Origin of the sequence: Lactobacillus sp. M0403, assembly GCF_016101265.1 — a bacterium.
GTDB classification, from domain to species: Bacteria; Bacillota; Bacilli; order Lactobacillales; family Lactobacillaceae; genus Lactobacillus; species Lactobacillus apis.
The window spans coordinates 207,432-230,709 of sequence record NZ_JACFQV010000001.1; the positions used below are offsets into that span (position 1 = coordinate 207,432).

The 23,278-nt window shown below is 38.1% G+C and carries 20 protein-coding genes and 1 tRNA gene; 4 read left to right on the forward strand and 17 right to left on the reverse strand.

Annotation, left to right across the window (positions count from 1 at the left end):
* Nucleotides 1-141 precede the first annotated feature (141 nt).
* The 6 genes from H3T48_RS00890 to H3T48_RS00915 form a co-directional block, all read right to left on the reverse strand.
* The gene (locus tag H3T48_RS00890; protein ID WP_122035982.1) at nucleotides 142-1,080 is read right to left on the reverse strand and encodes a nucleoside hydrolase; all 939 of its coding nucleotides are present in this window, start codon (nucleotides 1,078-1,080) and stop codon (nucleotides 142-144) included.
* 8 nt (nucleotides 1,081-1,088) lie between these two features.
* Nucleotides 1,089-2,045 (reverse strand): ABC transporter permease, encoded by a 957-nt coding sequence (locus H3T48_RS00895; protein WP_046307737.1) that lies wholly within the window; start codon nucleotides 2,043-2,045, stop codon nucleotides 1,089-1,091.
* On the reverse strand, nucleotides 2,045-3,178 hold the full coding sequence (locus tag H3T48_RS00900; protein WP_198187797.1) for an ABC transporter permease: 1,134 nt from the start codon (nucleotides 3,176-3,178) through the stop codon (nucleotides 2,045-2,047). The genes H3T48_RS00895 and H3T48_RS00900 overlap by 1 nt, the downstream gene beginning before the upstream one ends.
* Entirely contained in the window at nucleotides 3,171-4,706 is a 1,536-nt protein-coding gene (locus tag H3T48_RS00905) for an ABC transporter ATP-binding protein (protein ID WP_198187798.1), read from the reverse strand. Before H3T48_RS00905 ends, H3T48_RS00900 begins: the two co-directional genes overlap by 8 nt.
* Before the next feature lie 78 nt (nucleotides 4,707-4,784).
* On the reverse strand, nucleotides 4,785-5,855 hold the full coding sequence (locus H3T48_RS00910; RefSeq protein WP_198187801.1) for a BMP family protein: 1,071 nt from the start codon (nucleotides 5,853-5,855) through the stop codon (nucleotides 4,785-4,787).
* 125 nt (nucleotides 5,856-5,980) lie between these two features.
* Nucleotides 5,981-7,072, reverse strand: a complete 1,092-nt coding sequence (locus tag H3T48_RS00915) for a BMP family protein (protein WP_046307744.1) — start codon at nucleotides 7,070-7,072, stop codon at nucleotides 5,981-5,983.
* A 345-nt stretch (nucleotides 7,073-7,417) separates the two neighbouring features.
* Between H3T48_RS00915 and H3T48_RS00920 the strand changes: the two genes are divergently transcribed.
* Complete coding sequence (locus tag H3T48_RS00920) at nucleotides 7,418-7,918, forward strand: methylated-DNA--[protein]-cysteine S-methyltransferase (RefSeq protein ID WP_370567501.1); 501 nt, start codon at nucleotides 7,418-7,420, stop codon at nucleotides 7,916-7,918.
* On the opposite strand, the gene H3T48_RS00925 is transcribed toward H3T48_RS00920, so the two are convergent.
* The 11 genes from H3T48_RS00925 to H3T48_RS00975 form a co-directional block, all read right to left on the reverse strand.
* On the reverse strand, nucleotides 7,919-8,572 hold the full coding sequence (locus tag H3T48_RS00925; RefSeq protein WP_198187804.1) for an HD domain-containing protein: 654 nt from the start codon (nucleotides 8,570-8,572) through the stop codon (nucleotides 7,919-7,921).
* 25 nt (nucleotides 8,573-8,597) lie between these two features.
* A tRNA-Thr gene (locus H3T48_RS00930) sits at nucleotides 8,598-8,670 on the reverse strand.
* Nucleotides 8,671-8,727: 57 nt separating this feature from the next.
* Nucleotides 8,728-9,051 (reverse strand): heavy metal-binding domain-containing protein, encoded by a 324-nt coding sequence (locus tag H3T48_RS00935; RefSeq protein WP_046307748.1) that lies wholly within the window; start codon nucleotides 9,049-9,051, stop codon nucleotides 8,728-8,730.
* A gap of 111 nt (nucleotides 9,052-9,162) precedes the next feature.
* Nucleotides 9,163-9,552, reverse strand: a complete 390-nt coding sequence (locus H3T48_RS00940) for an NUDIX domain-containing protein (RefSeq protein WP_198187806.1) — start codon at nucleotides 9,550-9,552, stop codon at nucleotides 9,163-9,165.
* A gap of 99 nt (nucleotides 9,553-9,651) precedes the next feature.
* Nucleotides 9,652-10,917 (reverse strand): tyrosine--tRNA ligase, encoded by a 1,266-nt coding sequence (tyrS, locus tag H3T48_RS00945; protein ID WP_198187807.1) that lies wholly within the window; start codon nucleotides 10,915-10,917, stop codon nucleotides 9,652-9,654.
* A 265-nt stretch (nucleotides 10,918-11,182) separates the two neighbouring features.
* Entirely contained in the window at nucleotides 11,183-14,158 is a 2,976-nt protein-coding gene (locus tag H3T48_RS00950; RefSeq protein ID WP_198187809.1) for an alkaline phosphatase family protein, read from the reverse strand.
* A gap of 40 nt (nucleotides 14,159-14,198) precedes the next feature.
* Entirely contained in the window at nucleotides 14,199-14,816 is a 618-nt protein-coding gene (locus H3T48_RS00955) for a glycerol-3-phosphate acyltransferase (protein WP_122036001.1), read from the reverse strand.
* 19 nt (nucleotides 14,817-14,835) lie between these two features.
* The gene (locus tag H3T48_RS00960; protein ID WP_198187812.1) at nucleotides 14,836-15,933 is read right to left on the reverse strand and encodes an LCP family protein; all 1,098 of its coding nucleotides are present in this window, start codon (nucleotides 15,931-15,933) and stop codon (nucleotides 14,836-14,838) included.
* Between the two features lie 100 nt (nucleotides 15,934-16,033).
* Nucleotides 16,034-16,600 (reverse strand): aldose epimerase, encoded by a 567-nt coding sequence (locus H3T48_RS00965; protein ID WP_198187814.1) that lies wholly within the window; start codon nucleotides 16,598-16,600, stop codon nucleotides 16,034-16,036.
* Between the two features lie 338 nt (nucleotides 16,601-16,938).
* On the reverse strand, nucleotides 16,939-17,226 hold the full coding sequence (locus H3T48_RS00970; protein WP_198187816.1) for a type II toxin-antitoxin system HicB family antitoxin: 288 nt from the start codon (nucleotides 17,224-17,226) through the stop codon (nucleotides 16,939-16,941).
* A 247-nt stretch (nucleotides 17,227-17,473) separates the two neighbouring features.
* The gene (locus H3T48_RS00975) at nucleotides 17,474-18,919 is read right to left on the reverse strand and encodes an MFS transporter (RefSeq protein WP_198187818.1); all 1,446 of its coding nucleotides are present in this window, start codon (nucleotides 18,917-18,919) and stop codon (nucleotides 17,474-17,476) included.
* A gap of 320 nt (nucleotides 18,920-19,239) precedes the next feature.
* Between H3T48_RS00975 and H3T48_RS00980 the strand changes: the two genes are divergently transcribed.
* From H3T48_RS00980 to H3T48_RS00990, 3 genes are read left to right on the forward strand one after another with little or no spacing between them, the layout of a single operon-like run.
* Nucleotides 19,240-20,583, forward strand: a complete 1,344-nt coding sequence (locus H3T48_RS00980; protein WP_122036008.1) for a cytosine permease — start codon at nucleotides 19,240-19,242, stop codon at nucleotides 20,581-20,583.
* 3 nt (nucleotides 20,584-20,586) lie between these two features.
* The gene (locus H3T48_RS00985) at nucleotides 20,587-21,702 is read left to right on the forward strand and encodes a DUF917 domain-containing protein (RefSeq protein WP_122036010.1); all 1,116 of its coding nucleotides are present in this window, start codon (nucleotides 20,587-20,589) and stop codon (nucleotides 21,700-21,702) included.
* The gene (locus H3T48_RS00990; protein ID WP_198187820.1) at nucleotides 21,703-23,256 is read left to right on the forward strand and encodes a hydantoinase/oxoprolinase family protein; all 1,554 of its coding nucleotides are present in this window, start codon (nucleotides 21,703-21,705) and stop codon (nucleotides 23,254-23,256) included.
* The last annotated feature ends 22 nt before the right edge of the window (nucleotides 23,257-23,278 follow it).

Consider the following 23,278-nt stretch of genomic DNA (forward strand, 5'->3'; position numbering starts at 1 on the left):
AATGTTCGTAAATTATGATAAATGACTTTAACAAACTTTCAAATTAGTAAGTCAGCTGCTTGGGAATCAATCGCTTAAACTAAAAATAGGCAAAATAAAAGAGTGAAGTTCAAAATTATGAACTTCACTCTTTTTTGTTTATTATTTTGCACGCATAAGTAATTCGTCAAACTTCTTGAAGAATAAATCTTTGTCTGCTTTAGTTACTAAAGTTATTTCACGGCCATTTGGATCTTCTTCCATTCGGCCAGCAGCAGTTCCCTTAGTGATGACTTTTACCTTACGTTTTTCTGCTGTTAAAACAACTTCAGGATAAAGTGCACTGATAACAGTTAAAATATCCCAAAAGTATAGTTGAGCTGTTTGAATTGGTGGATTAACTAGAAGACTATAAGCTTGGCCAGCCAAGTCAACAGCTGGATACTTGCGTAAACCTGCCCAGTGCATCTTCAATTCATTTGTTAGCGGTAGTTCCTCACTACTTTCTAGGCCAATGACTTCCATTGGAATATTTGAAGCTAGTACACGCTCAACAGCGTATGGATCCCAGAATGCATTCCATTCTTGCGTGCCATCTGCATTAACTTGGACAACATTTCCGTGACCATCAAGGGAGCCGCCCATCCAATAAAGTTTTTCAATTTTTGTTTCAATTTCAGGAGCAGCATCTAGGGCACGAGCCAAGTCAGTCAATGGACCTGTCATAACAACAGTTACAGGCTCAGTAGCATTTTCGAGCTTAGTGACCATGTCTAAGTGAGCAGGTTGGTCTGCTTCCTTGGTAACCATTTTGCCTGATTCATTGAGAATTGGTAATGAATTGAAAGAGTACGATGCTGTCCGCCAAGCTTCAGGAAACTGGTTAACAGCACGTGAATTTGACTTAGCAACTTCTAGCTTATCACCGCGCGTATTAAAACGATCGGTTAACTTACGGCAGACCTCAACTGATGGATCAACATAACCGTCGGCATCGATTGCACCAACACCAAGCAACTTGATTTCTGGTGCTTGTAAAAACAATAGGTATGATACTAAATCATCGATATTACCATCGTGATTGAAATAGAATTCTTTCATTTTTCTCCTTATTTCGACTTAATATAATTTTGACCATCAGCAGCTGGTGCAACTGACTTACCAAAGAACAGAACTAGGATCACAATCGTGATTACATATGGTGCAATCTGCATGTAAACGGATGGAATATGGTTGAAAAATGGTAATTGATTACCAATAATACTGATACTCTGAGCAAAACCAAAGAACAGTGATGCAAGCATCGCACCAATTGGGTTCCATTTACCAAAAATCATTGCTGCTAAAGCCATGAATCCTTGACCTACAATGGTCGAAATTGAAAAGTTACCGGAAATTGCTTGAGCAAAAACAGCACCACCAATTCCGCCTAAAAAGCCAGAAATCAGAACACCAGCATAGCGCATCCCATAGACATTAACACCCATTGTGTCGGCTGCTTGTGGGTTTTCACCACAGGCACGTAAACGCAAACCAAAGCGCGTTTTATACAATACCCACCAAAGGATAATTGAAACGATAATTGCTACCCAAGCAGGAGCAGAGGTGTTCTTAAACAAAATTGGTCCAATGACTGGAATATCAGCAAGACCAGGAAAACTAAAGTAACCAAAGCTTTGAGTGATATTTTCAGTTTGACCTTTATCATAAATTGCCTTTACCAAAAAGACGCCTAGTGGTGGTGCCATTAAATTAAGCACAGTACCACTGATTACGTGGTCAGCGTGGAAATTAATCGTTGCTACAGCATGCAATAGTGAAAATAGCAATCCAACAACGCCGCCAACTAGTAAACCCAACCATGGTGTCAATTTACCAAAAGTTGAAGCAAAGGTCAGATTGAAGACAACTGAAGAAAAAGCGCCCATCGTCATGATACCTTCAAGACCGACGTTAGTAATACCAGAGTTTTCACTATAAACCCCGCCTAGAGCTGTAAAAACTAGTGGCGTAGAGTAAACAAAAGTTGACGAAACCAATAAAGATAATATTCCAACTAAATTCATTACCTTTGTCCTCCTTCAGTTGACGTTGTATTTGTAGTGCCAGTGACGTCTGTCTTTTGTTCAGGCTCTTCAACTGATGCCTTGCGAGTCTTAAATAAAAGTCCAATGACATATTGAATTGCCACAAAGAAAATAATTGCCGCAATTACAATCGAAACTATTTCATAAGGAATACCCGCAATTGTTTGCATTCCTAGGCCACCGATTTTCAAAATTGAAAACAAAATGGCTGCCAGCAAGATACCGATTGCAGTTCCGCCACCAAGTAGCGCAACAGACAAACCATCCCAACCAATGTCCAAACTAGTAGTCTGGGTAAAGTAGTTTTGGTAAGTTCCAAGTCCCTGAACAACACCACCTAAGCCAGCAAAGCCACCTGAAAGAAGCATTGAGTAGATAATATTCTTTTTCGTTGACATTCCGGCATAGCGACTCGCATAAGGATTAGCACCAACTGAGCGAATCTCAAAACCAGTCGTTGTCTTTTTCATTAAGTACCAGTAAATGAAAACACCGATTAAGGCTAAGAAAATACCTGCGTTAATTCTAGAATCGCCAAACATTGAACTCAACCAATCAATTTTCAAACTACCGTTAGCAGTAATTGTCTTAGTTGTATCAGTATCGATTCTTAATTTGCTAGACATAACTTGTTGCATCAAGTACTGGCAAGAATAGAGCACAATGTAGTTCAGCATGATAGTAGTAATAACTTCATTTGTTCCAAATTGTGCACGCAGCCAACCGGCAACACCAGCTACAGCAGCACCAGCAAGGGCACCGGCAATAACTGCTAATGGCAGTAAGATAACTTTTGGCATGTTTGGATTAGCAAGTACGATCCAGATTGAAGTTAACCAACCGGCTTGTGCCTGACCAGGCAAACCAATATTAAAGAAGCCGGCACTTGAAGCAATGGCAAAGCCAATTGCAGTAAAAATAAGCGGCGTCGCTTCACGGATTGTTTCACCAATTCCATTCATGTTGCCTAAAGCGCTAGAGAACATTGATGAATATGCTTCAAAGGGATTGTAGCTCCAAATCAACATAATCAATGCACCAACTAGAAAACCAGCAAAAATAGAAATTAGTGGTACTAAGATTTTTTTCGTTTTTGGTGTTACTTTAAGCAAGAGCGTTGCCTTCTTTCTTAATGCCAGTCATTAACAAGCCTAATTCTTCATCGCTTGTTTCTTCCGGCTTAACTTCACCAGAAATGTCGCCATCATGAAGAACAATAATCCGATCAGACAATTGCATAATTTCATCTAATTCATAAGAAATTAGCAAAATTGCTTTTCCTTTTGCACGTTCAAGCAAAAGTTGCTGGTGGATATATTCAATCGCACCAACATCAAGGCCACGAGTAGGCTGAAAGGCAATAATCAAATCACTGTCAAGATCTAATTCACGTGCAATAATTACCTTTTGTTGATTACCACCGGATAAGTCACTTACTGGCAAACTGCTACCAGTCGTTCTAATATCGAACTTTTTAATCAACTCATCGGCATGTTGATGAATTAAATCGTAGTGCATTACATGGTGGCTTGAATACGGTTGATGATAATAATTCTGTAACGCCAAATTATCCGAGATTGAAAATGGCAAAATTAAACCATATTTTTGCCGATCAGAAGGAATGTACGAAACACCCTTTTCGGTGATTTTTCGTACCTTTTGATTGGTCATATCTTCATCATTAATGCTTATCTTGCCGGAATCAACATGTTGCATTCCCGTCAAAGCTCGTACTAATTCGTCTTGTCCGTTGCCGTCAATACCGGCAACACCCAAAATTTCGCCAGCACGCAGATTAAATGACAATCCCTTTAATGCGAGAATACCTTGTTTGTTCTTAACCTTAAGGTCATTAACTTTAAGTGTAGTTTTCCCTACTTCAGCACTAGGCTTATCTAGCTTCATGTTAACGTGACGGCCGACCATTAATTCAGCCAAGCGGTTATTAGTTACATCGCTAACATCAAAAGTACCAACACTCTTACCTGCACGGATAACCGTAACCCGATCTGCAGCACGCTTGATTTCTTCAAGTTTATGCGTAATCAGAATGATTGACTTACCTTCTTTAGCCAGTTCTTTAATAATTTGAATAAATTCCGTAATTTCTTGCGGGGTCAAAACAGCAGTTGGTTCATCAAAAATCATGATATCAGCACCACGGTAGAGCACCTTAAGGATTTCTACTCGTTGTTGCTGTGCAACCGTAATTTCACTAACCTTCTTTTTAGGATCAATGTTCAAATTATAGCGTTGCGACAACTCCTCAATTTGTTGTTGCGCTTTTTTAAAATCTAGCTTTGGTCCCTTAGTGGTTTCATGACCTAAAATAATATTTTCTAAAACCGTGAATGATTCCATCAACATAAAGTGCTGGTGAACCATTCCAATTCCTAAGTTCTTGGCAACAGTCGGATTTTTAATTTCAACTTCTTGACCACGAACATCAATTTCACCAGAAGTTGGCATTAGCAAACCAGACAAAATACTCATCAAGGTTGACTTGCCAGCACCATTTTCACCAAGAAGAGCTAGGATTTCTCCTTTGCGCAAAGTTAGATTAATGTCATTATTTGCTTTAAAGCCATTAAAATCTTTGACAATATGCTTCATCTCGATTACATTCGTCGTATTTTCCATTTTGCTTATATTTCTTTCTATAAAAAACTCTTTGTATATTAAAACACAAAGAGTTTCCTATTACTTGATTATTTGCGATTAATCTCCGGCTACAGTAATTTTACCAGCTAAGATATCAGCCCTAGATTTCTGAACTGCACTCCAAGCTTTTGATGATAAATTACCCTTTGTAACTGAAACACCGTTGCCCTTTAAAGAATAAACAAGGTGCTTGCCACCAGGGAACTTACCCTTAACCGCATCATCTGCTAAAGATTTAGTGGCAACGTCCAAGCCCTTTAAAACAGAAGTTAAGGTAAAGTTGTCTTTCTTGCCATCTTTGTCTTTATACTGTCCCATGTTTTCTTGGTCAACGTCGACACCAACTACCCAAACTTTTTGACTAGCAGCATGTGCTTGGTTGTGAGCTTTGGCTTCTTGGAAAACACCGTTACCAGCTGAACCAGCAGCTTGGAAGATAATATCGCACTTGTTTGCGTACATCGATTGTGCCATTGATTTCGCTTTATCTGTTGAGGTAAAGTTACCAACATATTGTGAGTCAACTGTTATCTTCTTGTGCATTGCCTTAGCGGCATCTGCAACACCTTGTTTAAAGCCGTTTTCAAAGCTTTCAATAATGGTTGACTTAGCCCCACCAACAAAACCGACTTTGTTAGTTTTAGTTGAGTAAGCAGCAGCTACACCACCAAGGTATGAAGCTTGGTTACTCTTAAAAGTTACCGAAGCAACATTCTTTTGTCCGGTGATTACATCATCGACAATTACAAAATTCTTCTTTGGATTTTTCTTAGCAGCTTCGCTAACCGAATCTTTTAATAAGTAACCAATGCCAAAAATAGTTTTGTAGCCTGATTTAGCCGCTTGGTTAAAGTTAGGCGTATAGTCTGTTGCGCTGTTTGACTGGAAGTATTGATAGCCACTTCCCTTTTTAAGACCTTGTTCTTTACCATAAGCTTTAAAGCCTTCCCAGGCAGCTTGGTTGAAAGATTGGTCGTTTACGCCGTTGCTATCAGTAATTAAGGCGATGCTATTCTTTTTACTTTCACCGGTTGAATTCTGTTTCTTTCCAGAACAACCGCTCATTAATAAAGTAATTGAAGCAGCCACAGTTCCTAATGACAAAAGTCTCGCAAGTTTTTTACCCATTGTTAGTTTTTATCCTCCACAAAAATACGAACTTTTCATCTATTACTTTATTATAAAATACGTAAAAAGACAAGATGAATCTATTCGACTTTGCATATAAAAACTTTTGTTATTCCAAAATCGAACTATTTTGAAGGGTGAATTGGAACTTTGATTTCACCGTCAATAATTTGTTGACGTGCATCACGTGAGTATTTCCAAGCCTTGTCTTCGATATGGCCGCGGGTAATGGAAACACCGTTTGTCTTCAAACCGTAAACTAATTCTTTACCGCCAGGAAACTTACCGTTATATGCACGGTTAGCAATATCGTGAGTAGCAACATTAACACCAGTGATTACTGAAGTTAATACAAAGTTGTCTTTCTTGCCATCCTTACTCTTGTAATTACCTAAATATGATTGGTCAACATCAACGCCGATAACCCAAACTTTCTTATCAGCAGGACGGTTTTGGTTGATTGCCTTAGCTTCTTGGAAGAGACCATTACCAGCTAAACCAGAAGCGTGGAAGATAATGTCAGCTTTTTTAGCGTACATTGATTGTGCGATAGCTTTTTCCTTGTCAGCACTTGTAAAGTTACCAACATATTGATTTAGAAGTGTAACCTTCTTATTTAACTTCTTAGCTTGATCGTTAACACCTTTAGTAAAACCTGCGTCAAACAAATCAATAATGTTACCGTGAGCTCCACCGATAAAACCAATGACACCTGTCTTAGTTTGAGTTGCTGCTGCAACACCGGCTAAGTATGAAGCTTGCTCACTCTTGAAGTTAGCTGAAGCAACGTTCTTTTGACCTTTGATTACTTCATCAACGATAACAAAGTTCTTCTTAGGGTCCTTTTTAGCTGCTGCACTAACAGCATCTTTCAGACTATAACCAATACCAAAAATTGTTTGGTATCCTGCTTTGCTAGCTTGGTCAAAGTTTGGCTCAAAGTCAGCTGCACTACTCGATTGGAAGTACTGATAGCCGTTCTTACCACGCTTTAAGTTATGATCTTTGCCATATGCCTTAAATCCACGCCAAGCGGATTGGTTAAATGAATTATCATTAACACCCGCAGTATCAGTAATCAACGCGATTGAATGCTTTGCGCTATCAGTTGAGTTACCGCTTCCACCCTGCTTTTTACCCGAACATGCAGTAAGTGCAACACCAGCCGCAAATGTTACGGTAGCAAAGGATAGGATTTTCTTGATTTTAGTCTTCATAGTTATGTATGACCCCCATATAATTTCTAGTACTAGAATATCAATATTTAGTATTCGCGTCAAAGTCATAATACAACATAGAGTGTTGATGTAACAACCTTTTTGATTTTGTCAAATTAGCGCTTGGCTCTTAAACCATCGAGCTTTGTATATGACAAGGAAAATTTTTTCAACTTTTTTACTTGTGTTATGTTTATTAAAACTAGCTTTTGAAAAAATGAGCTTTTAAGTTGTTCGCTATTAAAATAAATTAATGCACGCTAAAATGAATAATATAATGCGCAAATAAAAACCATCCGGTGAAACCGCATGGTTTTAGTAATTTATTAGTATGGAGTGATTAAAGTGTTACATCGAGCAGTTTTCCAGTCAAAATTAGGTGACATGATCTTACTTAGTGATGAGAAGGCCTTACTAGGCTTATGGTTTGCGGATCAGAAATTTTTTGGTGCAAACTATCAGTTGGACCAAGCAGATGATGTTAAAAACATCCCACTTAAGCTAGCTCTTCGCTGGCTCAATGACTACTTTGCTGGTTTGAACCCTGATCCTTCCGTTATTCCAATTAGACCAGAAGTTACAGCATTTAGAAAAGCAGTTTATTATGAATTGCAAAAAATCCCTTATGGCGAAACAACCACTTACGGTGAGCTCTCTGACAAACTACAAGCAAAACAAGCAGTCAAAACAAATAAAGCACGCGCAGTTGGTGGTGCAGTTGGACATAACCCAATCACACTAATCGTTCCATGTCATCGCGTAATTGGCAGTGACGGCTCACTGACTGGTTACGCTGGTGGAATTGAACGTAAAAAGGCTTTACTGCAATTAGAACGGCAGAATTAATTAAACATTCCACTCATCCATAAATTCTTGAACAAAAGCACGCATGAAATCAGTTCGTTTGTGTGCTTCTTTTTTGCCACCATCAGTATTCATTAAATCTTCTAATTGAAACAGCTTTTCATAAAAGTGATTAATGGTGGTTTCGGTGTGTTCGCGATATTGGTCATGGCTAACCAGTTTTTCAGGCTTAATCTTTGGATCATAAATCACATTACCGTGAGCACCGCCATAGGTAAATGCGCGTGCAATTCCCATTGCACCCAAGCTTTCAATGCGATCAGCATCTTGAACATATTCACCAGAAACTGGTAATTGATAATGGTGTTCAATATTTTGCGAAAACGACATATGCTGAATGGTAAAAAGAATATCCTTTACTTCAAGCTCACTAAAGCCAACCTGTGGCAGCAAGTGCTTAATTTGCTCGATAACTTGCTCAGGATCCGCACAGATCTTTTCATCAATCGTATCGTGTAAATACCCTGCTGTCTGAATAATCGCCACCATGCGGCTGTCTGCGTGCGCATCAGGATTATCCTGTAAATACAATTGACTTGCTAAGTGGGCCACACGCTGACCATGATAAAAATCGTGGCCCGTTTTTTCACCTTCTAATTGCTTTTGAACAAAATCGATTACCTTTGTTATTTCCATTTTAATCACTCCTTTTTTAGTCTTAAGCCGCTTCCCAGATTTGAACTGAGGACCTCCTCCTTACCACGGCGGTGCTCTACCTCCTGAGCTAAAGCGGCAAATTAATTTTAACAAAAAAGCACCCACCTTAGTTAGTGGATGCTAAATTTAATTATTTACTGTACGAACTTAACTGCTGTACCGTATGCAACTACTGACTGCATGTCACCGCCAATTGTACCTGAGTCAAAACGCATCATCACGATTGCATCGGCACCTTTTTCTTCAGCTTCTTGACGTAAGCGTTCAAGAGCTTGCTCACGAGATGTTTGCAACATTTTAGTGTAGCTACGGATTTCTCCACCCACCATTGATTTTAAGCCTGCGCCAAAATCCTTGAAAGCATTTTTAGACTGAGTGGTTAAGCCAAAGACTTCACCAATAATCTCATACTCTTTACCAGGAATATTTTCCGTAGTAGTAACTAATATTTCAGACATTTCTTTTCCTCCTAGAACGGGGTAATTTTATAGCAATAGGCAATTATTGCCTTAAATAGATTATGAATTATGCAATGATATTTTGTCAAATATTGCTTAAAAAATATCATATTATTTGATAAATTCTAAAAGCTGTTGTGCGATTTCTGGTGGCATTAAATTAATCGTAGTGAGATCTTTTAAAGTAACCCAAGCTGGCTCATAGATATTTTTTGTGCTCGAGCGTTCTTTTTCTTCCCCACTAATTCGAGGTGCTTTAGTTTGCCCAGCTTGGGCTAAAAAGATAACCTCATTGTCAATTTCAAACAATTGTTTAAGCTTTTCCGGTAACAACTTAATTTCTAATTCTTCGTTGACTTCTCTAATTGCGGTTTCAATGGGCGTTTCCTGGTTTTCTGCACCGCCACCAGGAATGACCCAATAGTCGCGCTCGTTTTTCAGCCTGTGAATTAATAAAATAGCTTTTAAATCCGGATTATATAAGACAACTCGTGCTCTCATTTTTAGCCCCCCTTATTTTGAATCTCTACTATTTGACATTTGCTTTTTTCACTTTATAAAAAAGTCTGATACATAATGTACCAGACTTTTATTCATAAACTAGTCTTTGATATTAACCAAAGTATATTTTCTCTTTCCTTTACGAACAATTACATACTTACCATCAAATGCTTTTGCTGGATCAACTTCAAAATCAACTGATTGTTCACGGTCACCATTAATGTAAATTGCACCGTTTTCAACGTCTTCACGTGCTTGACGCTTAGACGATTCGATTTTGGTATCAACTAAAAAGTCAACAATATTCTTAGCAGCCGATCCTGATTCTGCAGTTGGTGCGCTCTTTAATCCCTGCTCAATTTGCGTAACAGTTAAGTCTTTGACATTACCAGAGAATAGAGAGTCTGTGATCATTTCTGCTTCAGCCAATCCCTCTTCACCGTGAACAAACTTGGTTACTTCCTTGGCTAAAGTCTTTTGCGCCGTTCTCTTCCATGGCTCAGTCTTAACTTGTTCTGCTAGCTCATCAATTTCTTCATGACTCAGGAAAGTAAAGTACTTCAGGTACTTTACTACATCACGGTCGTCTTGGTTAATCCAGAATTGGTAGAACTCGTAAGGACTGGTTTTTTCTGGATCAAGCCAAATTGCTCCACCAGCTGATTTACCAAATTTAGTTCCATCAGCTTTAAGCATTAATGGGATAGTTAGGCCAAATGCTTCACGATCAGCTCCCATCAACTTATGAATAAGGTCAATTCCTGCTGTAATGTTGCCCCACTGATCACTACCACCGATTTGCATCTGTACACCGTGGTTTTTGTTTAATTGGTAAAAATCAATTGCTTGCAAAATTTGGTATGAAAATTCAGTAAATGAAATCCCATTTTCCAAGCGACTGGCAACAACGTCCTTGTTAATCATGTTGTTTACTTGGAAGTGTTTACCGTAGTCACGTAAGAAGTCGATTAAACTTAGCTTATCTAGCCATTCCGCGTTGTTAACAATTTCAAAGTTTTCAGTACCAAACAGCTTCTCCATTTGCTTAGTCAAAGCAATTTCATTTTGATGAAGCTTTTCAGCATCAAGTAAAACTCTTTCGGTACTACGGCCTGATGGGTCCCCAATTGTACCAGTACCACCACCAATAACAATTACTGGATGGTAACCAGCTAATTGGAATCTCTTTAAAATCATAAAGGGGATTAGGTGGCCAATGTGAAGTGAATCACCGGTTGGATCAGTACCACAATAGAGTGCTAAGTCATCATGTTCTTCTAAGTACTTAGCTAGCCCCTCTGCATCTGTCTGCTGGTTAATTGCTCCACGCCATTTTAAATCTTCTAAAATATTAAAGTTTGCCATCTTTTTCCTCCAATAAAAAAGTCCCCGGATTTCCTAAGAAATCCAGGGACGACTAAATTACTTTTTTAGCCGTGGTACCACCCACGTTTGCGCTTATTAGCGCCTCAAGTTTGGTTTTTAGCGGAACCACCCGATATGTATTTCGCGAAACTTCAGCCTGCCTAGCTTACACCAACCGCTAGTTCTCTGAACACTGAACTGAAGCGCTACTTAAAATATCTAAATGAATAATACTCATTTTTTTCTAATAAGTCAACACCAGATACTATTTGTAGAAGCCCTTAATTTGTAAACCATAAGCTTTACCAGCAGTCATATCATATTGGATAGTTTCATAATCAGCCAAGAGGTCTTGTTGTTCCTTGGTTAGGTACTGAGGTTCAATTACTTGTCCCTTACGTCCAATTAATTCATAACCCTTATCACCCTTGAAGTTAATTGTAATTGCAGGCAATTTCTTATGAACTTCAGTAAGGAGTGCTTGGTATGGTGTAACCTTTGAATCAGTCTGCTCAAGCATCATCGCAATAAAGTCACTTGAACTTACGAAATTGTTGGCCTTACGTGGTAAGTGCGTTTTGGCACCATGTTCACGGGCATACTTATTCGAGTAAATGAAGTAACGAGTTGAGTGCATTTCAACCGGATACTTAGCAGTGTAACTCTGCGAAATAATACTTGGATAGTGGTCACCGTAGAAGACTAACGTAATTGGTTTCTTAATCTTATCAATTTGACCAATAAATTGCTTAACTGCCTTATCAGTGTATTGCGTACCCTTAACATATGTCGCCATTTGTTCACGAACTGCTGGGGTATTGAATAGATCACCTGAGATCTTACCCATATATTCGTTGTGTGGATACCAATTGTTATATGGCATGTGGTTTTGAATTGAAATCAGATTAATAAACTGACCGTCTTTACGCGCGTTTATTTGCTGCAATCCATTAGCATAAGTAGTAAAGTCAGAGTTATAGCCACTCTTACCAAGTTTCTTCTGATCAATAACTTTATACTTCGAACCAGTGTAGACAAACTTATCAAACTTAAAGCGACGATAGTCTTCACGTCTAGAGTAATATGTCCCAATAAATGGGTGAATAGCTGACTTGTAATCAAAGTTCATTCCGATTGTTGGATAGAAACTGTAATTAGGAACAACCTGAACATATGGCGTCAAAGTAGACTTAAACAATCCCATGTTCAATCCCGTTAAGGTTTCCCATTCCATGTTAGCCGTACCACCACCGTAACCAGCACTAAGCATTGTACCGTATGAAGAGTGTGACTTCATTGATTCAATGAACTTAACTGGATTTGGTGCAGACTGTTCTATCTTAATGGTTGGGAAAGTATTCGGATCAACGAAACTTTCACTTAGGTTAAAGACAATTGTCTGGTCACTAAGTTTATTCTTTCTGTTTTTATTGATCTTGTTAGCAACTTTAGCATACTTATCATTCAACTGTTTGATGGTCGAAGCAGAATAGCCTGTCGCTGGCTGATCCATAATTTGCAAGTCAATATAGTTTAAGAAATTCAGAACTGGTCCGTTAACCTGAATATCACGTTCTGGGTTTCTAAAGCGCTGTCTATTATCGAATCCACGATTAATGTGGTAAATAACTCCACCATCATGGTTGAAGCGGAATGGTGTCATGAATAGCGCTAAACTCAACAGTGCCCAAATTCCACGTCGTTTCCATGAGCCGCGTTTCTTAATTGGAAACTTGATTTCTAAGAAAACATCCAATGCAATTACGATTACAATTGCAACCAGGATAGCAATAACTGTTGTTTTACCAATCATTGGTAAAAGCGTCTTCCAATTGACGATTTCACTGATTTCAGTTGGATAAATTGGTTCACCACGAAGAAGCAGTTTAATCTTGTTGGCAATGGCCCACCCAATTCCGATTAGGCTGACTAGCACATTGGACGTCCAATAACGTGTAGTCACAAAGTAGAAAATTGAGAATAACGCATCAAGGAAGATGGTTGTTAAAATAATGGCAAAGAATTTGGTGCCGAGTAAGTAAACAATCGCATTAATTGTCGCTGCAGTACTGATTTGGATTCTTAAGTTATCAGATTCAATTAAAAATGAACCGAAACTCAAAACATAGAACCAAGCCCAAGTGAGTAAGTTAACTCTGTTGGCAACAATAAATTTAGTAAATTTTGTCCAAGCCTTCTCACAAATTTTCGCTAAATTAGTTTCATGATCTAAGTACTTAACAATCTTAGTAACTGGCTTAAATTTGAATAGATACCGCTCCAGCACCATATCCCAAATTGCAGCTGCAAGCAGCATGACAACAATCATGATTAGCTTGTTAACAAAAGATGAGCCAGTGAAGCGGAAGTCGTTCATAAATCTAGGCGAAATTGGCGCATCCATGAACATGATTACTGGGATAAAGTAACGCATTTGCTTCTCATTGAAGGTCATAATAACCTTTTTGAACAATAAGAATGCCGCTAGAACCATCAGGAGCATAAATGGTGAAGATGGATTGTTCAAAAATTCTCTGTTCCAGTCACCACCACCGTTGCCGGAAATGATTTGTGACCAGTAGACGGCATCAAAACCCGAAACACCGATTACAACAACAAAGAATGAAACAATCCCACTAAATAAAGCTAGACCAAAGAGCTTACCATTAACCTTAACTCCAGCTAAAAACATCCCCCATGCAAAGAACAAAATAAGGTATAAACCATAGAGTGAATATTGGAAGGATAAGTTTCCGGCACTCAAGGCAAAGCCAAGAAGACTTAATAAGCTAAGTACTAGTAAGTTTTGCTTTTTAGTCAGCTTATGTTGTAAGTCATAAATCCGTGGTTGTGCCAGTAAACTGAAAAACAAGCCAGAAAATAAAACTGAGGTACTGGTAATAATTGGGAACAACATTCCCCAAACACGCCACATATTAAAGCGTGCAGGTACCTTAATGAAAAATAGGACGTAATAAGCAACTAGCGTAACGAAGGCCATCAGCCAATACTTAAAGCTTTCACTTACACTTTGTTTTTTCCTGCTATAAACTGCACCAAAAACCATTGGTACAATCATCATTGTTGCGTTATGCATCATGTTAGGCATAAAACGCACGAATGAGTAATGTGCTCTCGCAGCCACACCCTTCAAACTATACATTTGAATTAACATAAAGAGCGTTGCCACTAATATGCAAATCGCCTGCACGACTTTTAACGATTTTTTGTTTTTATTCATGTTTCTAGTATCTGTCCTCACTAAAAAATGATGCTATTAATCACTGCATTTTTATACCCAATTTTTTCTTAATTGAGTATAAAATATCTACTTTTTTCCCGTTTCCAGTAAAAAAGTCCCGTAAATCATATCTAAATTTAAAAGTCATGATCAAGGTAATAATTAATAATACAATGCCAGCTTCCCTGAGTTGGGTCAATTCGTAGAGACTAAATAATAAAATAAAAACTAACGGCGGAACCGTTAAGTTCTTAAGAATAATAGTCAAAATAAGTGCAATTAAAAGCGTTACTGCCGCAGCTTTAACATCATAAATAGCCGCTAAAATGACAGCAACTGTCACTCCTTTGCCACCTCGAAAATGATCCCAAAAAGGAAAACAGTGTCCTAAAATTAGTCCTAAACCTGCATAGGCCAACATTACCTTTTTTCCTAAAAAATAGTGTACAAGTAGTAAACAAATTAGTGTTTTTAAAATATCACCAATGCAAGTAATTATACCCCATTTTTTACCAAAAACGGCACCAACGTTGGCGGTTCCTGGGTTCCCGGATCCAACTTTAGTTGGGTCTTGATGTAACCAAAAACGACCCACTAACATGGCAAATAAAATACATCCGAATGCATAGCCGATTAAAACGGCAAGCAGTCTCGTCATTAATCGTCACCTTCTTTTATTATTGTCCTTCATAATCACTGTAGATATTATAGTCCTGCGTTGCAAGATCAGTGAAATCAAAGCCGTGTTCCTTATTTCGCTTGTTTTGGTAAGTCTCATTGTTATCAACCTTTTTAGGGCTTAAACCTAATTCCGCACGAAGATAGTCAGAAATTCGTTGGAGCTCCTCAGTTGACTGAACTTGATAAGATGCGCCATCAACCGTTGCATTATGCCCGTGCAGATAGTCATTTTTGACGTTCTTAGTTGAGCTGCGGTAATTAAAGGCAATCTCCTTTAGTGCATCAAATGGCAAATTAGTTTTGACATTGCCAGAAATTGAAGTTAGCACTGAATCAAGTTGCGTCAATGTGTTCAATGAAACGGCCTTTTTAATAAGTGTCGTAATAACCTGTCTTTGCCGTTCCTGACGGCCATAGTCACCCTTAGGATCGTCATAGCGCATCCGTGAATATGCAAGGGCACCGCCGCCACCCATATGAGTCAGCTGTCCTTTCTTGAAAACATAACCACCATATTCAAAGCTAAGTGTAGGTCTGACATTTATTCCACCTACATAGCGAATAAGACGCATGATACCTTTCATATTAACTAGGGCATAATACTTAATTGGTACGTTAACAAGTTCAGAGACACTGTCCATTGCCATCTTAGCACCACCTATTGGATAGGCAGCATTGATTTTTTCGACTTGGAACTGCTCAGCACCAACCATTTGCGCCATTGTATCGCGGGGAACAGACACTAGTGAGTAGCGCTTTTTTTGTGGATTAACAACTGCAATAATAATCGTATCAGTATTGCCAATCTTTTCCTTACGATCAAGTGCTCCAGTATCGGTTCCCATTAGTAAGACGGCAAACTTTTTCTTGCCATTAAATTCGCCGTTTTTTACTTGAACATGCGTATTATTATCATAGGTGTTGTCTACCGCATTCTTAGTTTTAAAATAAACGTAAGACGAGTATGCAGCAACACCAGCAGCTATGAGAAAGATAAGTCCACATAGCCATGCTATCAATTTCTTCTTTTTGTTGTAATCTTTTACATGTATTTCTACCCGACTCTTGTCCGGATGATTATGATTGTGATCCATATTCTCTTACTTACCTAATTTAAATACAATGAATACATTATAACAAAAAAACAAACCATCTGCGGTTTGTCTATATTATCTTATTAAAATCATTAATTATCTAGCCTAATGTCAAAGTTAGCGTGAATTCTTCATCACTATCGCCTTCAAGTGTTGCTTTATCAAGTAAAGCAACAACTTGCTTGTCTTTTACATCTAAGTCAAAGCTTGATGAAGCAAGTTTTAATTTAACTTCATCATTGCTCAACTCAATTTCATTCACATTTCTATTTTTAACCCAGCCTTCGATAATCGGCAATGTGAACATCACTGAAAAAGGCATTTCTTTATGTGAATTATTTTTGAGGTAGTACTTAATATCGATCCGGTTACCTTCAAGAATGTAGGTTAAGATCACTTCAAAATGATACGGAAACTTTTTATAACTTTCACTATCATCAATTAAGGCCAAACTGACCCGCGAGTCTCCCTTATCTACAACTGTCCAAGGCAAGAGCTTCGCCCAATTTTCACCTTGGCCGTCGCCTAAAAAGGTAACTCCTAATTTCTTTTGCATGTCGCCATCTTTGAAATAATCAATTTGATCATGTTGGGATACAAAATTAACTAACTTTGCATCCTTTTCATCAACAGCAGCACGCAAAATAGAACTTTCTATTGTTTGCATAGCTTACTCCAAACTTTCTCCCTTATAGAAAATAGCATGTAACTGACACTAATGTCAATTCGAGCTTAAAATCCCGCTTTTTAGCTAAGTTTAACTGAGAAATTCAATGTGCAAGGATTATACTACAAAACTAATATCAGTTATATTAAAAAGATTGGTTAGACTATTACTGCAAGCGCTCAACCACCTTTATCAACTGATTTTTTTAAAAAAATCCGCCTAATTTATTAGCAAATTTCGTTATAATATACTATAATACTATTGTTCCCGAGAATATAATTAGTTTTTGGAACAAGTTAATAAGAAAGAGCACCTCAAGCAACTGGGGTGCTTTTTTGTTATATCTCGTAATTCATCCGATCATGAGATGCTTCTGTCAAATCTGCGGAAACTGGTGCAACAAAGGATCCATCATCAGGAAGCTCTATTTCACTTGTTTTACTGCTTTTCGGCAAATCTACCTTATTATATAGTCTGCTTGCCAAAGTATCAGCAGCCATTTTCATCGCTTCTCGAAGACCTTCACCTTCTGTGATACCACCTTTGATATCTGGAAAGTGAATCACATATACATCATTTTCTAGCGGCTTAAAAATTGCCGGATACGTAACAATTCGATGATCCATTTACCCAACCTCCCTATTGTTTAGTTATAGTTCATAGCTTTTCCTTTAATACCATCATATACCCAAAAACGGCGAAATAAGGAAAAATTATGAAATTTTTATTTATTCCTTTGTTTTATATTGGCCACTTTTTCAATCAGAGCATTGTTAAATAGGGATTTTTACAGTATTTTTTGATTAATGCAAAAAAGAAAAACGTTATTGCTAATAATGCAATAACGTTTTCTAGTTTTATTTTAATAATAGATTACTTAGCTGCTTTTTCGTCTTTTTTAAATAGACGCCAGCCACTTAAAACAACAGTTATTAAACAAATAATCATTGAAATAATAAATACAACATGCATACCATAAATAAAAATTTCTGGTTGCTTAGGTAGGTATTCAGTCACACGTGCACCCTTTGCATGGCTCATTGCCGCAAACAAGATTGTCGTAGCACTTGAAATACCGATTACCATCCCGAGGTTACGTGATAGCGAGTTAATACTGCCGGCAACACCAAGATCCTTCTGTTCTACAGAACTCATTACTAAAGAGTTATTTGGTGAACTGAAAATACCACTACCAAGTCCCATAATTGCGATACTAATAATAAATAGCCAGATTGATGAGTGCAGATTGCATAGTGAGTAACCAATTTGACTAACTAATAGTAATACTAAACCAATAAAAGTAATCAATTTTGGTCCAATTTTATCTGAAAGTGTACCCGCAACTGGAGCAGCAAATAATTGAACTACAGGTAAAATCATTAAGATAATACCAGCTTGACTTGGTGCCAAGTGTAACGCATTTTCTAAATAGAAAGGCGTTACTACATTAAAGAAGAAGTTTGTAATGAAGATTAACAATGCACATAACAAACTAACTGAAAAGTCTGGATTCTTGAACAGATTGAATTGTAATAATGGATTAGTTGTGTGATTTTCAGTATAAACAAACCAAATGAAACTAATTAGTCCAATTATTAACATTGATAGAACTGGTACAGAAGTAAAACCTAATTGTTGGCCTAAGAAGACACCACCAAATAAAGTAATCATCCCTAGTGCAAAACCAAATGAGCCCTTCTTATCCAATACTGCATTGGTAAAAGTAATATCTTTTGGTAGGAAGATTGCGCCAATAATTGCAGCAATAATGCCAACAGGAACATTCAACCAGAAAATGTATGACCATGACAGGTGACTCAAAATCAAGCCACCCAAACCAGGACCAGCAATTGAGCCTAAGGCAACAAATGAACCAATTGTTCCTAAAGCTTTCCCGCGTTCAGTTGATGGGAAAATTTCAGTAATGATTCCATTATTGGTTGCCATTGTCATCGCAGCACCAAAAGCCTGAATCGCACGTGAAACTAACAAAAATACCAAGTTGACTCTAAATCCCGATAAAAGTGAACCAGCAATAAAGAAGATGGCACCTAGACGGAAGATTTTAATTTTCCCGTGAAGATCACTCAATTTACCGAAGAATAGAATAAAACTACAAACAACAATTAAATATAATGAAACAACCCATTCGGACTGACTCATCGAAATGTTCAAATTTTTACTAATGACTGGTAAAGCGATATTAACAATCGTTCCATCTAGAGTTGACATGAAGGTAAACAAACCGACTGCCACTAAGATCCACCATCTATTTTTTTGCACTTTTTCGTCAGTCTGATAACTCAAAGCTTGTGTCATTTTTACAGATCCTCTCAATTTTTGAAATTTAGTTAGGTACCTTAATTAGTTAAATTATACTCTTATTTTCTTTTGTGCCAAGTAGAAAAATAAGTTAATTTCACTTTTTATCTAGATTTATTTAAGTTTGCATAATAGCACTCCCTATCTAGCTTTCACTAATTTTTCATCAAGTCAGCTTCTCTGTATTACTTAGCATTCAGCATTGACATCCAACTACCACTAGATTAGACTCTTTTATATTAAATATTAATTAACTAACTATGGTTATTTTAATATTGCATTAACAAAATAGAGCTTATTTTAGAAAGAAGGCAATTATGGCAGCTAAGAACACCACAAATGAAGACATTTATGATGACTATTCAACACAGCGCTTTCCTAAAGACAAACGCGATCCCATGTGGAAAGTTTTGATGGTCCAAATTGGAGGCTTCGTCGCTTTAAGTCAGTTTATGCTTGGGGCCGAACTAGGTTATGGAATGAATTTCCGTGACGCTGTTTTATCTACTATCTTAGGTAGTGTAATTCTACAATTTATTTCTTTCGGCTTAGGGTTAGCCGGTCAAAGAGAAGGTTTACCCACAAGTCTTCTTTCTAAATGGGCCGGCTTTGGCACAATTGGCTCTGCCATTGTTGGCCTAACTTTTGCAATTAGTTTGATTGGTTGGTTTGGAATTCAAAACTCAGTTTTTGCACAAGGTGTAGTTGAAATCATGCATTCTATCACCCACGGCAATATTAGCTATCAGTTAGTTGCCACAATCACCGGATTATTAGTTACTTTTTCAGTTATCTTTGGCTTTAAAGGCTTAAGTTGGACAACTAATATTTCTATTCCAGCCTTTATTGTTGTAATGGGCGTAGCCACATACAATATGTTAAAGGGCAACGATTTGCACCATTTAATTACTATGGCTGCTCCTGGCGCTGCGATGGGCATGGGTGCCGGCATTACGATGGTTACCGGTAACTTCATTGTTGGTGCGATTATTATGCCGGATATTACACGTCGAACTAAAAATGGACGCGATGTCTTTTGGGTTTGTGTAATCGGAACAATTGTCGGCGAATTAGGTGTTAATGTCATTGGTGTACTGATGGCCCATGCAATTGGTTCAAAAGAAATTATGCCAATTATTTATCAATTAACTGGAGCACTTGGAATTGCCCTAATCGTTTTATCATCGGTTAAGGTTAATGATATGAACCTGTACTCAGCCAGCCTGAATGTTGTTAACTTCTTCCGGCAGGTATTCAGTGTTAACCTGAATCGTTCTGTTATGACTGTTATTACAGGAATTTTGGGTACAATTCTTTCAGTAGTCGGTTTAATTGATAAGTTCCAAGGCTTCTTAACTATTCTAGGGGTTGTTTTCCCACCAATTGCAGCAATTATGTTTGTTGACTACTGGATTTTAAAAACAGACCGGCAAAAACTTGATGACAGTCGTGCAAAAGGCGAATTACCTCAAACATCCTCTAAACTGCCACTAATGACCGTTATCGCTTGGGTTGCTGGAATCTTGGTTGGTCAGTTTGTAACTTGGGGCGTTCAGTCACTTAACGTTTTGATTTCTTCAGGAGTTGTCTACTATTTAGGCAGTTTATTAGTTAGAAAAGTGGATCAACGTAGATTAAGAGATAGAGAAATTGAGGAGTAAATTTTGAGTAGAGAAATAGGAATTAAAGATATTAAGCAAATTGCCATTGGAGCTGCATTACTTGGCTCTGGTGGTGGCGGTAATCCTTTCATTGGTGAATTGATGGCAATTTCCGCAGTTAAAAAACATGGTCCAGTAACGTTACTCGAACCTGATGAATTTCCAGATGATGAGTTATTTGTTTCTGCATCAAACATTGGTGCGCCAGCAGTCTCAATGGAAAAGTTTCCTAACGGTAATGAATTCGTTAATGCCTTCAAAATTTTTGAACAATACTATGGTAGAAAAATTTACGGCACCTTTCCGGTTGAAGCTGGTGGAATCAACTCAATGATGCCAATTGTCGCTGCTGCAAAGATGCACTTGCCAATTGCAGATGCAGATGGGATGGGCCGTGCCTTCCCTGAATTACAAATGTCTACCTTTGTTTTAGCAGGACATTCTGTTACGCCAATGGTTCTATCAGACGAACGTGGCAACACCTCTCTGATTAATACACCAGATTCTTTTTGGGCAGAAAAAATTGGACGTGATTTTACCGTTCAAGTAGGTGCTACCTCATCCAGTGCCAGTGATTCATTGACTGGTAAGCAGCTTCGTGAGGCTGGTGTTTTAAATATTGTTGCGCTTAGTCAGAAAATTGGTGAATTAATTCAACATGCTAATGATTATGACTCTGTGGCTAGTGCGCTTGAGGAATTGCTCAAATTAACTCATGGCTACAAGCTAATGACTGCAAAGATTACTGACATTTCTCATGTTACTAAAGGCGGTTTTAACTTTGGCGAAATCACTTTAAGTGGGCTCAATGAAAATGAAGGACAAACTGGTAAAATTTCTTTCCAAAACGAAAACATTATTATGCAGCTTGATGATCAAATCTTGGCAACTGTTCCCGACTTAATCACAATGGTTGACGTAGACACTCTACAGCCAATTACAAATGAAGAGGTTCGTTACGGTAAACGAATCATGGTGCTTGGCTTACCTGCTAACGACAAATGGCGCACTGATGCCGGAATTGAATTGGTGGGGCCGCGCTACTTCAAATATGATGTTGACTACATTCCAATTGAAAAACGTTGTCAAGAATACAAAAGTCAGCAGGAGGAAAAATAAGTGTATAAATTAGGAATCGATGTTGGTGGTACTAATACAGATGCAGCTATTTTAGACGAAAACCTTAATGTAATTGTTTCTACTAAGACGCATACTACTAAAGATGTAGAAACGGGAATTAAGAATGCAATCCATGCAGTAGTAAATGAAAAAGACATTGATGTTAACCAAATTACTCAGGCCATGCTTGGAACAACGCAAGCCACCAATGCGATTGTCGAACGCAAAAACTTGGGTAAGGTCGGTATCTTGCGAATTGGTTATCCAGCAACTGCTTCAATCTTGCCATATACTGAATGGCCCGAAGACATTGCTGCTATCCTTTCAAATCGTTACGCATTAATTCATGGCGGCTATGAATTTAATGGCGACCCAATCGTGCCATTTTCAGAACAAGAAGTGAAAGAAAAATTAACTGAGTGGAAAGGTGAGATTGATGGTCTAGCAGTTGTTGGTGTCTTTTCTTCAATTAACGATGACCAGGAAAAACGAGTAGCTGAATTGGCTCATGAAATTTTGGGCGCTGACTTCCCTGTCTCTACTTCATCATCAATTGGCTCCATTGGCTTAATTGGACGTGAAAATGCCACTATTTTAAACGCTGCATTAAATAAGGTAATTAAAAATGTTACTAATGGCTTTTCAAATGCTTTAGCAAAGGAAAATATCACTAAAGCACAAGTATATTTATGTCAAAATGATGGTACATTGATGTCACTAGAATATGCTGCCAAATATCCAATTTTGACAATCGGTAGTGGTCCTACTAACAGTATCAGAGGAGCAGCTTACTTATCCAAGAGTAAAAATGCATTAACCGTTGACATTGGAGGCACTACCTCTGATATTGGTGTCCTAACTAACGGTTTTCCCCGTGAATCATCTAAAGCAGTTACTGTTGGTGGAGTAAGAACCAATTTTAGAATGCCAGATGTTTTATCAGTTGGCTTAGGCGGTGGAACGATCGTCCGAGTTAAAGATGACGGCTCTGTAGCAATTGGGCCTGATAGTGTTGGTTATGCGATTACAGAAAAGGCACTTGTTTTCGGTGGGGACACTTTAACGACTACCGATATTGCTGTCCGCCTTGGTTTATGCCAAGTTGGTGATCCAAAGCTAGTTGAATCAATTGATGAAGGCATTGCACAAGAAGCAATGGCTAAAATTGCCGAAATCTTAGAAGATGGTATCGATCAAATGAAAACCAGTGCTGAAGATGTTGACGTCATTTTAGTCGGTGGTGGTGCAGTTATCGCACCAACCAAGCTCAAGGGCGTTAAGCAAATCATTAAAAACGAATTTGGCGGTGTTGCTAACGCAATCGGTGCAACAATTGCCAATATCGGTGGTGAATATGAAAAAGTTTACCAATATGTTGAAGTTAAACGTTCAGATGCATTAGCAGACGTAGAAAAGCAAGCTGCACAACAGGCAATCATGGCGGGAGCAAATCCAGACACGATTAAAGTCGTCGAGGTTACGGAAGTCCCACTTGCCTATGCTCCTGGTGAAACAACCAGAGTAAAAACCAAAGTTGTCGGCGAAATAGCTTAACTTCTAAATAAGTAAATTAATT